Origin of the sequence: Streptomyces sp. NPDC051105, from assembly GCF_040682795.1 — a bacterium.
Taxonomy (GTDB): domain Bacteria; phylum Actinomycetota; class Actinomycetes; order Streptomycetales; family Streptomycetaceae; genus Streptomyces.
In genome coordinates, this window is record NZ_JBFBBR010000022.1 from 36,551 (window position 1) to 49,125 (window position 12,575).

A 12,575-nucleotide genomic window follows, 5' to 3' on the forward strand; every position below is an offset into this window, starting at 1 on the left:
GCGCCGCCGAACGGACGGCCCGTTCGCCCGACACCCCGCCGCCGCTGACCGCGGGCGGGGTGGGTGACGGCTGTCAGGTATGGGGGCGGTGGCCCTCCTCCTGGTGGGGGTAGCTCTGGTGGGCCTGCGGGAGCGTGGGCTTGGGGAGGGTGGCGACGTCCTCCTTCGCCTTCTCCAGCTGCTCGGCCGTGTTGTGGGGGAGGCGGGGCGGGCGCGGACGGGCCGCGCGGAACCGGAAGGCGGAGGTGAGGTCGCCGAAGGTCTCGCGGCGCCAGTCGCTGACGTTCGGCTCCTCGACACCGGTGAACCGCTCGAGGAACTGCAGGGCGGAAGTGTGGTCGAAGGCCTCGGTGGCGACCCAGCCGCCCACCGTCCAGGGGGAGACGACGATGGCGGGGACCCGGAAGCCGCCGCCGATCGGCAGGCCCTGGATGAACTCGTCCTTGGTGCCCGCGGGCGGCGTCGGTGGGACCACGTGGTCGAACAGTCCGTCGTTCTCGTCGTAGTTCAGGATGAACGCGGTCTTGCGCCACACCTTGGGGTTCGAGGCGATCGCCTCGATCTTGGACGCCACGTAGTCGGCGCCGGCGGCCGGGAGGTAGTCCGGGTGCTCCGACTGGTGGCTGGTGGGGCAGATCCACGACACCGTCGGAAGCCGGTCGTTGCGGGCGTCGTCCTCGAAGGTGCCGTGCGGCTGCGGGCGCACGCCCCGCTCGTACAGGTCGGAGCCGGGCCGCGCGTTCTTGAACGTCGCGAACTGCTCCAGCATGTTCGTGCCGTAGTCGTCCTCCTCCTGGTACACCTTCCAGCTGACACCGGCCGCCTGGAGGCGCTCGGCGTAGGTGGTCCAGCGGTACGGAGTGGGCGCGACGTTGCTGATGATCGGGCCGCCCTGGGTGCCGCCCGGGTCGATGCTCCCGGTCATCCACATCAGCCGGTTGGGCCAGGTGGGCCCGAAGACGGAGCAGAAGTAGTTGTCGCAGATGGTGAAGGTCTCCGCGAGGGCGAACTGGAAGGGGATGTCCTCGCGGGTGTAGTAGCCCATCACGTACGGGCCGTTGACGCCGTCGGCCTTGCGGTGGGCCGGCAGCCACTGGTCCATCCTGCCCTTGTTCCAGGCCTGGTGCTGCACGGACCAGGCGTGGCTGGTGGACGGGATGGCCTGGGCACTCGACGTGTGGGTGTCGAGGTGGAAGGGCAGCAGGTAGCCCTTGGGGTTGACGGCGTCGGGCTGGTAGAAGACGGACCGCCCGTTGGCCAGTCTCAGCGCGTGCGGGTCGGCGAACCCGCGGACACCGGAGAGAGTGCCGAAGTAGTGGTCGAAGGAGCGGTTCTCCTGCATCAGCATGACGACGTGTTCGATGTCGTGCAGGGAGCTGTTCTTCGGCGGCCCGGCGGCGACGGCCTGCTGCACGCTGGGCGGCAGCAGGGAGAGGGCGGCGGCGCCGCCGAGCGCGCCGGCGGCGGAGCCCAGGAGTCTGCGACGGGTCAACTCGGCCATGGATGCTCCTTTCTCAAGTTCTCGCGGAGGCGAGAACCTTTGCGGGAGTGACGGCAGGCCCGGCCGTGAGGACGGGCCGCCGTTCACTGTGGGCCCCGGGAGGTGGGGTGCATCAGGGGCGGCTGATGAACTCCGGGCCAACGCACCGAAGCAGTTGGCCAAGCATTTACCGGCAACACCCGCTCGTCGCACAGGTGTTGCCGAGTGGTGAAGCATGTTGGTTGCTACACGAGTGGGGTCACTGGCCCGGCGCGAGGATGTAGCTGTTGAGGGAGCCCACGGTCGTGAGCGGGGTCGGTGAACCGGTGTCGTAACGGTCCACGGCGAGATAGTTGGGCTTCTTGCGGGCGGCGGGGGTGCAGAAGCTCTGGGCGCGGTTGAGGAGTTTGCCGTTGTCGGTGGCGGCGGTGGAGCTGATCGGGTAGTCCCGGAAGTGGTTCATGACGAAGAGCGGGTGGAACGCCGACGAGTCGGTGGTGAGGGGTCTGTCGGTGCCCCAGCGGCTGTAGCAGGACCAGTCGGAGTCGCCTATGCCGCCGCCCATGGACCAGTAGTTCTCCACGGTCCATTCGCGCTGGTACATCACGCCGAAGGTGTCACGGGTGGCCCAGCCGTTGGCGGTGTCGCTCGCCCGGGTCCGGTCGCTGAAGATCAGCAGCTGTTTGCCGCGGGCGGCGAGATCGGCCATCGTGGGCCAGCCCTTGGCGGCCACGCCCTCCAGGTCCGGCCGGTACAGCACGTCGGAGAGGCCGTTGACCGAGGCCAGTGACGACTTCAGCACGTCGGAGGAGGCGTAGTCCTCCAGGAAGACCGTGGCGAACTGGCCGGGGTCGGCCTTGAGGAAGTCGACCATGCGCTGGAGGTCGGTGGCGAGCGGGACGGGGCTGCTGACGCCGTCGCAGCTGTTGTGGCAGAGCACGGCCTGGCCGGAGACCGTGTAGTCGTCGAGCATGAAGCCGCGAACGCCGTCGGACAGCTGCCGGCTGATGCCGTGGTTCTGGTTGGGGAACAGGTTCACGGGGAACGGGGCGAAGTTGCCGTCGGAGCCGTTGGCGAAGGCGTTGTGTGCGGTCAGGAAGGTGACCTGGTCCAGGGTGCGGGTGTCGGCGGAGGGCATCGCCGTGGTGGCGTAGGAGACCGGGGTGAGGTACCAGCGGGCGAGGTCGCCCGCGGAGCCGAGCTGTACGGCGCCGGAGTCCGAGGCGGAGCCGGTGAGGTACTGCGAGGTGCCGGGGACGGCGACGGTGTAGGTGCTGTCGGCTCCGGCCGTGATGCTCCAGGTGGTGCCGTCCGCGCCGCAGGTGGCGGTCACCGCGGCGGTGCCGCCGCGTCCGAGGCAGGTGCCGGACTCGTCGGCGTTCTGGAGCTGGTAGCCGCCGCTGACCGCGACGGCCGTCCACTGCTGATGGTCTTCGTTGCCCTTGGGGTTGTGGGCCGCGACGGTGCCACCGCTGTCGGCCGCGTTGCGGCCGGTGACGAAGTTCTGCAGGTAGACCGAGGCGGCGGGGACGGCCGCCGAGGCAATGTCCGGCAGCAGGGCGGGCGCCGACAGGGCGAGGACGGCGGAACAGCACAGTACGCGCAGGGGGCGCAGTCGCACGGGATTTCCCTTCACTCTGACACGAGATGCCAACGCTGTCAGAGGCATGGGATATCTGGTGGGACGTGTGCTGCGCCAGTGGTCTTGATTGAATTCCTCTTTCCAGCACGGGATATGACGATATGTCAGCCACGCGGTGGCCGGCCGGTACCGGTGGCGACGTGTCGTAGCGGGGCGGCGCGATCAGGGCAGGCCGAAGTGCCGGTGAGCCGGGCCGGGCACATCCGCTCTGTCCCCGCGCTCACCGAGCAAGATCAGTCGCGGATCGGTCCATTAGGGTCGGAGACATGACGACATCCCTTGCCGGCAGTGCCTTCGACTCGCTCCGACTCGATGCCGTACCCGACCAGGAGGCGTTGCGCCGGGTCTACGAACTTCCCGGCGAAGCGGCCGTGCGCAAGCAGATGACCGAGCTCACCGAGCAGACCCGGCGGTTGATCGGCTGCTCATCGCTGGTGCTGGTCGCCAGCGCGGACGCCGAGGGCAACTGTGACGTCTCCCCGCGTGGCGGCCCCGCCGGGTTCGTCACGGTCCTGGACGCACGGACGGTGGCGATACCGGACGCGACCGGCAACAAGCGTCTGGACACCCTGCAGAACGTCATCGCCACCGGACGGGCCGGGCTGCTGTTCGTCATCCCAGGGCGCACCACGACGCTCAGGGTGAACGGCCGGGCCTGCGTCTCCACCCGCCCAGAACTGCTGTCGCAGCTGACCGCCGTGGGCAAGCCGCCGGCCAGCGCGCTCGTGCTGGGGATCGAGGAGGTCTACCCGCACTGTCCCAAGTCGCTGCTGCGCAGCGGGGCCTGGAAGCCGGAGCAGTGGCTCCCGGCGGACGCCCAGCCGGCCTCGGCCGAGGTGACGCTGGCCCAACTGCGGATGCCGGAGCTGACGATCGCCGACATCGAGCAGGCGGAGGCGGACTCGCTGAAATACCGCTACGAGTAACGGGCCGGCCCGCGATGGCCGAACCACCAGCGGCCGAACCCTCGGATCGGCCCGCCCCGAGACCGATCGGGGGACAGCCCGTAAGGCGCCGGGCGGCGCGCGCCGACCCCCGTTGCCGGTCCAGCCGTCGACACGGGGGAGTCGCCGTCGGTGGCCCGGCGCACACGTCACCGCCCCCGTGTTGCGATAGCCCGTGCGGAAGGCGGCCGGGGTCTCGCCGGTCCCGGCCGTCCCGCCCCCGGGCTACCGCCCGTAAGAGCAGTGATGCAGGTCACCCTGCTGTTTCGGCCTGTCGCGGAATGGCCACCCGGCCCGTATCGCTGCAACGTTCTTGGGGGTGTGCTGGGCAAGGGCGCTCGGTACCACGGACCCCGGAGGCCGAAGACACCTCCCGGTCCCGTCCCGCTCCCCGTCCCCGGACCACCGTCCCCGAAAGGTTCGCTCACCCACCATGCCTCTGGCTCTACTGGCCCTTGCCGTCGTCACGTTCGGAATCGGCACCACCGAGTTCGCCACCATGGGCCTGCTGCCCCAGATCGCGGACGGGCTCGGTGTGTCGGTGCCGCACGCCGGCAACCTCGTATCGGCCTACGCCCTCGGCGTGGTCGTCGGCGCCCCCGTGCTGACGGGCATCGGCGCGCGGGTGTCCCACAAGCGGTTGCTGCTCCTGCTGACCGGGCTGTTCGTGGTGGGCAACACGGCGTCCGCGCTCGCCCCGGACTTCGGCCTGCTCTTCGCCGCCCGCTTCCTGGCCGGCCTGCCGCACGGCGCGCTGTTCGGCGTGGGCGCGGTCGTCGCCTCCCGGCTGGTGGCTCCGGAGCGCGCCGCACGCGCCGTCTCCAGCGTGTTCCTCGGCCTGACCGTCGCGAACATCGTCGGCGTGCCCGCCGGTACCGCCCTCGGCCAGCATCTGGGCTGGCGGTACGCCTACTGCGCGGTCGCCGTCATCGGCCTCGTCGCGCTCGCCGCGCTCGCCCTCCTCGTGCCCCACCAGCCGCGCGGCCCGCAGGCGGGTGTCCGGCGGGAACTGCGGGCGATGGGCAACCGGCAGGTCTTCATCGGCCTGGGCACCGCCGTCGTCGGGTTCGGCGGCTTCTTCGCCGTCTACAGCTACCTCGTTCCCATGCTGACGCACCTGACCGGCATCTCCGACTCCTCGACCACCGCGGTCCTCGCCCTCTACGGCGTCGGCATGACCCTCGGCACCCTGGCCGCGGGTCCCCTCACCGACCGGGCCCTGCGCCCGACGCTGTACGCCGGGATCATCCTGCTGGCGGCCGCGCTCGTGACGTTCTACTTCACCGTCCACAGCACGGTGCCGGCGCTGGTGACGGTCACCTTCATCGGTGCGATGGGCGCGCTCATCACCACGCCCGTCCAGATGCTGCTGATGATGAACGCGAAGGACGCCCCCACGATGGCGGCCGCCTCCAACCACTCCGCCTTCAACCTGGCCAACGCGGCCGGTGCCTGGCTCGGCGGCCTGGTCATCTCGGCGGGCTGGGGCTGGGCCGCCCCCAACCTGGTCGGCGCCGCCCTCGCGATGGCCGGCCTGGCGCTGGCCGTCACCGGCGGCATCCTGGACCGCGGCAACCGCCCCTCGAAGGTGATCACCTCGCAGGGCGGCGGCGAGGCGGGCCACGCCTTCGTGCCCGCGGACGCCGCCACGGCCGCGGGTGAGGCGGGCCGGGAGCGCGCTGCCGAGGACCACCGCCCCGCCACCTGAGCCACCGGTTTGTGCAACCAGGCAACCGGGGGCGGTGTGACCAGGCATCCACGGGCGGTGCCGACCGGACCGGAGGCGGAGGTTTCGGCCCCGCCCGTCACAGATCCACGCGTACGCCCCATCCCTGTTCGAGCGCCACGTCGTAGGCCACCCGGACCGCGGCGACGTCGAGAGCCGCGTGACCGGTGGACTTGAAGACGGTGAGGGTGTCGGTGTCACCGCCCCGGCCCGGGTGGTCGCCGGCCAGGACGCACCCGAGGAGGGTCACCGTCCGGCCGGGGGAGAGGTTCTGGAGTTCATGGGCGCCGGCCGGTGGCGGTGCGAGGGCCGCACCGGTCCACTCGGCGAACAGGACCGCGTCCCGTACGGTGCCGGGATCCAGTTCCGGCCCCTGCGAGCCGCCGACCGACGAGACATGGACGCCAGGAGCGAGCCACTCGCGGCGGATGACGGGAGCGGTGGCGCCGGTGCAGCAGAACACCACCTCGGCTCCGCGTACGGCGTCCTCGATACCGGCGGCGACCCGGGCGCCGGGATGCAGCGCCGCCGCCGCACCGGCCCGCTGTGGATCACGGCCGGCCACCGTCACCTCGGCCTTCGGCCGCACCGTCGCAAGCAGCGCCAGCTGGGCGCGCGCCTGGGCACCCGTCCCCACCACCGCCACCCGGCCGAGACCGGGGCGCGCGGCCAGGGCCAGCGCACTCTGTGTGGCGGACGCCGCCGTGCGGACCTCGGTCAGCGACTCTCCGTCCACGAGCGCCAGCACTCGTCCGTCGTGCTCGTCGAACAGCGCCACCAGCCCCCGGTGGAAACCTCGCCCGGGGTGGCCGGGATCCGCGGTCACGGTGACCAGCTTCGCGGCCAGCCCGAGCCCCGGGACGTAACCGGGCATCGCGCCGAGCAGGCCGGTCGGTGTCAGAGCGGCGATCCGGGGTGGGGCGGAGACCTCGTCGCGGGCGACGGCGACGAGTGCCCGGGCCACCGCGTCGAGCACGGCGTCGGCGCGCAGTGCGGCGGCCGTCTGCCGACGGTCCAGTACCAGCACGCCGCTCACCGGCCGGTCTCCGCCGTGTCGGCGGTCAGGGCCGTCACCAGCCGGTCCGCGGCCGCGCGCAATTCCCGCTCCACGGAAGCCAGTGTCGGCTCGTCGAACTCGGGGTCCGGTCCCACGACCGTCAGCGCGCACACCGGAGCACCCGGAGCGGGCACCACCGCCCGGCTCACGGACGCGACCAGCTTGTCGTTGCGGCCGCGCTCCACGGCGACACCGGTCCGCTCCACCTCGGCCAACTCCCGTGCCACCTCGTCGGCGTCCTCCGGCAACCCGTCCAACCACCGTTTCCTCGCCTCCGGTTCGAGTGCGGCGACCAGGGCCAGCGGCCCGGCGAACGGCCGTACCGGCAGCAACTCGCCCCGCAAGTGGCTGATCATGGTGAGCCGTTCGGGCCTGACCACGTCGATCACCCGGGCGCCGCCCTCCTCCAGCACCTGGAGATTGACCATCATCGAGGTCGCGGCGGAGAGTCGTGCCAGCACCGGACGGGCCAGCGTGGTCAGCGAGTTGCCAGCGGCCGAGGCGGACATCCGCAGCACCGCGGCGCCGGGCAGATAGCGGTCCCCGGCCCGCAGCACCCAGCCCCGCCGCACCAGGTCCAGCAGGATCCGGTAGGCGGTGGCGCGGTGCAGGCCCACCTCGGCGGCCAGATCGGTCAGCCGCACCGGGTGGGGTGCACGCGAGACGGCCTCGACCAGGTCGAGCGCCTTGTCCACGGCCGACCGGGGCGACGCCGCGGCAGGGGGTGTCACGGGCATGGCAGCGGCTCTTCCCTCTCGTCCACGGGACGGCCACGGACCGGGGTGTCCGGTCCGGCGTCCAGTCCGATGGCTGGTCCTGTGCCTGTCTGGCGTCCTGTCCGGTTCGGGTCCTTGCGGCGATCCGCCGGCCACGGAGTACAGTACCTGCGTTTTCACCACACGATACATCTGTTACGTACAGCGCAACAACAGCCGTTTCCCGGACCGAAGGTGACCATGACCGACCTGCCCCCGGGCGCCCCGACCCCCTGGGCCGCTCCGCCCGCCGGAACCCTCACGGTCTACCGCGGGGCCACCCTCTTCGACGGCACCGGCGACCGGCCCCGACCGAACACCACGATCGTCACGGACGGCGCCCGGATCCACGCCGTCACCGGTGACGGCGACCCGGTGCCCCCGCTCGCCGCCGACGCACCCCGCGTCGACCTCGACGGGCGGTTCGTCGTCCCCGGCCTGATCGACACCCACCAGCACCTGGCCACCCCGCCCGACCGGCCCGTCGCCGAGGCGGTGCTCCGGCGCCTGGTGCACAGCGGGGTCACCGCCGTCCGTGACATGGCCGACGACCTGCGGCAGATCGGCGACCTGGCCCGCGCCGCCCTGGTCGGCGAGATCCCTGGTCCCGACATCCGCTACGCGGCGCTCATGGCCGGGCCGTCCTTCTTCGACGACCCGCGCACCCACGAGGTCTCCCGGGGCGCCGTGCCCGGTGCCGTGCCCTGGATGCAGGCCGTCACCCCGGACACCGACCTGAGGATCGCCGTCGCCCTGGCCCGTGGCACCCACGCCGCCGCGATCAAGGTCTACGCCGACCTGGACGCCGCGACCGTCGCCGCCGTCACCGCCGAGGCGCACCGTCAGGGCATCGCCGTCTGGGCGCACGCCACCGTCTTCCCGGCGGCACCCGGCGAGGTCGTCGCCGCGGGCGTGGACAGCGTCTCCCATGTCACCCTGCTCGCCTTCGAGGACCCCACCGAGCCGTTGAGCAACTACCAGACCAAACCCCGCGTCGACCACGACCGTTTCACGAAGGGCGACGACCCGAAACTGGCCGCCCTCTTCGCCGAGATGCGCCGCCGCGGCACCGTCCTCGACGCCACCGCGTCCATGTGGACCAGCGACGAACTCCGGGGAGACACCGCGGAGTCCGTCGAACGGGCCCGCCGCAACGCCGAGTTGGCCGCCGCCGTCACCGCCCAGGCACACCGCGCCGGAGTCGACGTCTGTACCGGCACCGATCACGAGACGGACCCCGACGACCCCTTCCCCGCCCTCTACGGTGAACTCGCCTTCCTCGTCGACCGTTGCGGCATCCCCGCCGCCGACGTCCTGCGCTCGGCGACCCTGGTCGGCGCCCGGGCCGCCGGTACCGAAGCGGACATGGGCAGCGTCGAACCCGGGAAGCTCGCGAACTTCGCCGTCCTGGACGAGGACCCCCTCCAGGACATCGGCAATCTGCGCACCATCACCCTCACCGTGAAACGCGGCCGCCGTTTCGACCGCACCGAGTTCGAGAAGGACACCCAGTGACCGCCGTCGCCGCCCACCCGATGATCGTCAACGCGCTGGGGCAGCTCGACAACCCCAACGCCCCGGCGGCCCGGATCGCCGCCACCCAGCTCAACCCCTCCAGCGGTCAACTCGCCGTCGACGCACGGGCGATCACCGACGCCCGCGCCTCCGGCCTGACCGCCGTCAACATCACCCTCGGCTACACCATGGGCGACCTGCCGCCGTACGAGCACACGCTCGACGAGATAGCGGTCTGGGACGGGATCATCGACGCCCACCCGGCCGACCTGATCAAGGTCCGGACGACCGACGACATCCGGCACGCCCACCGCGACCGCCGGATCGGCGTCATCTACGGTTTCCAGAACGCCGTGGCCGTCGGCGAGGACCCCGCCCTCGTCGACACCCGCGTCGCCGGCTTCGCCGAGGCCGGCGTACGGGTCGTCCAGCTCACCTACAACCAGGCCAACCACCTCGGCGACGGCTCCATGGCCACCGCCAACCGCGGCCTGACCTCCTTCGGCCACCGGGTCGTCGAGGCACTCAACGACCACCACCTGATGGTCGACCTCTCCCACAGCGGGGAGAACACCTGCCTGGACGCGGCCCGGCACTCACGGCAGCCCGTCTCCGTCAACCACACCGGCTGCCGCGCCCTGGCCGACCTGCCGCGCAACAAGACGGACGAGGAACTCCGTCTGGTAGCGGACCGAGACGGGTTCGTCGGCATCTACTTCATGCCCTTCCTCAACCCGACCGGGCACGCCACCGCCGCCGACGTCGTCGACCACATCGTGCACGCGGTCGACGTCTGCGGTGAGGACCACGTCGGCATCGGCACCGACGGCACCGTCACCGCCGTGGACGACCTCGACGCCTATCGCGCGGCCCTCGCCGAACACGTAGCCGCCCGCCGCGCGGCAGGCGTCAGCGCGGCCGGCGAACGGGCCGACACCTACCCCTTCGTCGTGGACCTGCGCGGCGTGGACCAGTTCCGCGACCTGATCCACCTCCTGGAGAAACGCGGCTACCGCTCCGAACGCATCGAGAAAATCCTCGGCCGCAACTTCCTCGACTACGCCGACCGCGTCTGGACGTCCTGAGCTCGTTCTCAGGACCCAACGTGGAGTTCGCGGCTACCACGTTGCGGAGTCGAGAACGACGGAGACCGCCTACGGGTGGATGGCATCTCTCCCGGAGTGGCCATCGCGGTCGGGGGACACACCCGACGAAGCCGTGTTCGTTGCCGCCTGCTCCGGTACGGAGTTTCCGCCCGAGGTGAAGAGACTGCTCGACTGCTCGACTGCCCGACGGCTCACGGCTTCGGTGAGTGGTGTCCCGGTGCGGTGGGAACGGTGGTGGTGTCGTCGCCTCCGGTACCCGTCCCCGGCGTCATGTCGCGCCGCCGGGGACCGCCGGGCTCGCGCAGGGTGCCGAACAGCAGTCGGCTCAGCACCGGCATCAGGACCAGCGGCGCCAGCGCGGTCTGCAGGGAGGTGGCGTCGGCGAGGCTGCCGAGGGCGGGTCCGGCCAGGCCGCCGATGCTCACGGTCAGGCCGAGGGTGACCCCGCTGGCCGTGCCGATCCGCGAGGGCAGATAGTCCTGCCCGAGCGTCACCTGGAGCGAGAACGGCACATACAGGCCGACCGACGTCAGCGCCACGAACAGGTAGAGGGCCGGCCCCGGCACCCAGACCACACCCGCGACGGCCATCACGGCCAGTACGTAGGACCAGCGGGAGACGGTCACCCGGTCCCAGCGGCCCGCCAGGGACCCGCCCAGCACGGAACCGGCCGCGCCCCCGAGGTAGAGCACCGTCAGGGCCACGGTGCCGGCGGCGGTGCCGCCGCCGGTGCGCTGTTCGGCGTAGAGCGAGACGAAGGTGCTCAGACCCACGAACGCGATCGACCGGAACACCACGGCCAGGGACAGCCGTACGAAGGACGCGACGTCGTCGCTCCCGGCCGGCACCGCCGCGGCGGTGCCGGGGGTGCTGTCGGCGCGGAGCGTGCGCAGCACCGGCAGGCACAGCGCGGTACCGGCCAGCGCCGGTATCACCAGCAGCGGTGTCCAGCGCAGCCCGCCCGCGCCGACGACGGCACCCACCATCAGCGGGGCCAGTCCGAAGCCGATGTTGCCGCCGGTCGCGAACACCCCCATCGCGCTGTGGCTGCCCCGGCTGGCGATACGGGCGACCCGGGCGGACTCGGGGTGGTAGGCGGCCACCCCCATCCCGGACAGGGCCATGAACACCAGGGTGAGCGGGTAGGAGTCGCCCACTCCGCTCAGCGCCACACCGGCACCGCCCAGCAGGGTGCTGACCGGCAGCAGCCAGGGCATCGGCCAGCGATCGGTCAGTACGCCGAACAGCGGCTGCGCCACCGAGGAGAGCACGGACGCCGCCAGTACGACACCGGAGGCGACCGCGTAGGAGTAGCCGCGCTCGACGACGAAGAACGGCAGCAGTGCCGCCACGGCACCTTGGTAGATGTCGACACAGGCATGGCCGGCGGACAGCAGAGTGATCGATGTATTCCTTCGCACCCCGCCATGCTCCGAGCCGGGCGGCCTGTCGCACTTCCGGTAATCTGCCAAGCAATGACGGAAATCCGCCACGAGGCCACCGCCCCGACCCACACCCGATGGCTGGCCGCCGGCCACGCCATCGACGCGCACCGCCACGACGACCACCAGATCGCCTACGCCGGCCGGGGCGTGGTGGCCGTGACGACCAGCGCGGGCTCCTGGGTCGCCCCGGGTACCCGCGCCATCTGGGTGCCGGCCGGCACCGTCCACGCGCACCGGGCCTACGGCGACCTCGAACTGCACTTCATCGGACTGCCCGCCACCGAGAACCCCCTCGCGCTCGACGCCCCGACCGTGCTCGCCGTGGGCCCCCTGCTGCGCGAGCTGATCATCGCCTACACCCGCGGCGAGGGCGACGACAGCCCCGAACGGTTCCGGCTGCGCGCGGTCCTGCTCGACCAGTTGCGGGCTTCACCGCAACAGCCGCTACACCTGCCCACCCCCACCGCACCCCTGCTGCGCGATGTGTGCGCGATCCTGCAGGCCGATCCGGCCGACGGCCGCACGCTCAAGGAACTCGGCCGCGCGGTCGGAGCCGGCGACCGTACTCTGTCCCGGCTGTTCCGCAGCGACCTCGGGATGACCTTCCCCCAGTGGCGCACCCAACTGCGCCTCCACCACGCGCTGATCCTGCTCGCCGACCGGACCCCGGTGACGGCGGTGGCCCACACCTGCGGCTGGTCGTCGGCCAGCGCGTTCATCGACGCCTTCCGGCGCGCGTTCGGCCACACCCCGGGTTCCCATCCGACGGCGGAGTGACGGGCGGACCGGTCGCGGACCGGTCGTGGACCGACCGCCGACGGATCGTGGACCGACCGCCGAGGATCGTGGACCGTCCGCCGTCCGCCGTCCGCCGTCCGCCGTCCGATCGCCGACCGATCGCCGAC

At 71.8% G+C, this 12,575-nt stretch carries 10 protein-coding genes; 5 read left to right on the top strand and 5 right to left on the bottom strand.

Annotation, left to right across the window (positions count from 1 at the left end):
* Positions 1-73: 73 nt before the first annotated feature.
* Both AB0N16_RS37300 and AB0N16_RS37305 read right to left on the bottom strand, forming a co-directional pair.
* Positions 74-1,501, bottom strand: coding sequence for an alkaline phosphatase family protein (locus tag AB0N16_RS37300; RefSeq protein ID WP_365804715.1), 1,428 nt, complete (start codon positions 1,499-1,501; stop codon positions 74-76).
* A gap of 238 nt (positions 1,502-1,739) precedes the next feature.
* Positions 1,740-3,095, bottom strand: coding sequence for an RICIN domain-containing protein (locus AB0N16_RS37305; RefSeq protein ID WP_365804890.1), 1,356 nt, complete (start codon positions 3,093-3,095; stop codon positions 1,740-1,742).
* A 293-nt stretch (positions 3,096-3,388) separates the two neighbouring features.
* Between AB0N16_RS37305 and AB0N16_RS37310 the strand changes: the two genes are divergently transcribed.
* Complete coding sequence (locus AB0N16_RS37310) at positions 3,389-4,048, top strand: MSMEG_1061 family FMN-dependent PPOX-type flavoprotein (protein WP_365804717.1); 660 nt, start codon at positions 3,389-3,391, stop codon at positions 4,046-4,048.
* Between the two features lie 451 nt (positions 4,049-4,499).
* Positions 4,500-5,774, top strand: a complete 1,275-nt coding sequence (locus AB0N16_RS37315) for an MFS transporter (protein WP_365804719.1) — start codon at positions 4,500-4,502, stop codon at positions 5,772-5,774.
* A gap of 97 nt (positions 5,775-5,871) precedes the next feature.
* Here the strand turns inward: AB0N16_RS37315 and AB0N16_RS37320 are convergent, their stop codons facing one another.
* Together AB0N16_RS37320 and AB0N16_RS37325 are read right to left on the bottom strand one after the other, a co-directional pair.
* Positions 5,872-6,828, bottom strand: coding sequence for an ornithine cyclodeaminase family protein (locus AB0N16_RS37320; protein WP_365804721.1), 957 nt, complete (start codon positions 6,826-6,828; stop codon positions 5,872-5,874).
* Positions 6,825-7,586, bottom strand: a complete 762-nt coding sequence (locus tag AB0N16_RS37325) for a helix-turn-helix domain-containing protein (RefSeq protein ID WP_365804723.1) — start codon at positions 7,584-7,586, stop codon at positions 6,825-6,827. Before AB0N16_RS37325 ends, AB0N16_RS37320 begins: the two co-directional genes overlap by 4 nt.
* Positions 7,587-7,805: 219 nt before the next feature.
* Between AB0N16_RS37325 and AB0N16_RS37330 the strand changes: the two genes are divergently transcribed.
* Together AB0N16_RS37330 and AB0N16_RS37335 are read left to right on the top strand one after the other, a co-directional pair.
* The gene (locus AB0N16_RS37330) at positions 7,806-9,119 is read left to right on the top strand and encodes an amidohydrolase family protein (protein WP_365804725.1); all 1,314 of its coding nucleotides are present in this window, start codon (positions 7,806-7,808) and stop codon (positions 9,117-9,119) included.
* Positions 9,116-10,204: a membrane dipeptidase gene (locus AB0N16_RS37335; RefSeq protein ID WP_365804727.1), complete on the top strand. Its 1,089-nt coding sequence runs from the start codon at positions 9,116-9,118 to the stop codon at positions 10,202-10,204. Before AB0N16_RS37330 ends, AB0N16_RS37335 begins: the two co-directional genes overlap by 4 nt.
* Positions 10,205-10,416: 212 nt before the next feature.
* Here the strand turns inward: AB0N16_RS37335 and AB0N16_RS37340 are convergent, their stop codons facing one another.
* Complete coding sequence (locus tag AB0N16_RS37340; protein ID WP_365804729.1) at positions 10,417-11,646, bottom strand: MFS transporter; 1,230 nt, start codon at positions 11,644-11,646, stop codon at positions 10,417-10,419.
* 54 nt (positions 11,647-11,700) lie between these two features.
* Between AB0N16_RS37340 and AB0N16_RS37345 the strand changes: the two genes are divergently transcribed.
* Positions 11,701-12,447 carry a helix-turn-helix transcriptional regulator gene (locus AB0N16_RS37345; RefSeq protein WP_365804731.1) on the top strand — a complete coding sequence of 249 codons (747 nt, stop codon included), beginning with the start codon at positions 11,701-11,703 and terminating at the stop codon, positions 12,445-12,447.
* The last annotated feature ends 128 nt before the right edge of the window (positions 12,448-12,575 follow it).

Excerpts from the sequence above, each read along its gene's own strand:
- AB0N16_RS37300 (WP_365804715.1), bottom strand. The coding sequence starts at position 1,501 with ATGGCCGAGTTGACCCGTCGCAGACTCCTGGGCTCCGCCGCCGGCGCG.
- AB0N16_RS37310 (WP_365804717.1), top strand. The coding sequence starts at position 3,389 with ATGACGACATCCCTTGCCGGCAGTGCCTTCGACTCGCTCCGACTCGAT.
- AB0N16_RS37315 (WP_365804719.1), top strand. The coding sequence starts at position 4,500 with ATGCCTCTGGCTCTACTGGCCCTTGCCGTCGTCACGTTCGGAATCGGC.
- AB0N16_RS37325 (WP_365804723.1), bottom strand. The coding sequence starts at position 7,586 with ATGCCCGTGACACCCCCTGCCGCGGCGTCGCCCCGGTCGGCCGTGGAC.
- AB0N16_RS37330 (WP_365804725.1), top strand. The coding sequence starts at position 7,806 with ATGACCGACCTGCCCCCGGGCGCCCCGACCCCCTGGGCCGCTCCGCCC.
- AB0N16_RS37345 (WP_365804731.1), top strand. The coding sequence starts at position 11,701 with ATGACGGAAATCCGCCACGAGGCCACCGCCCCGACCCACACCCGATGG.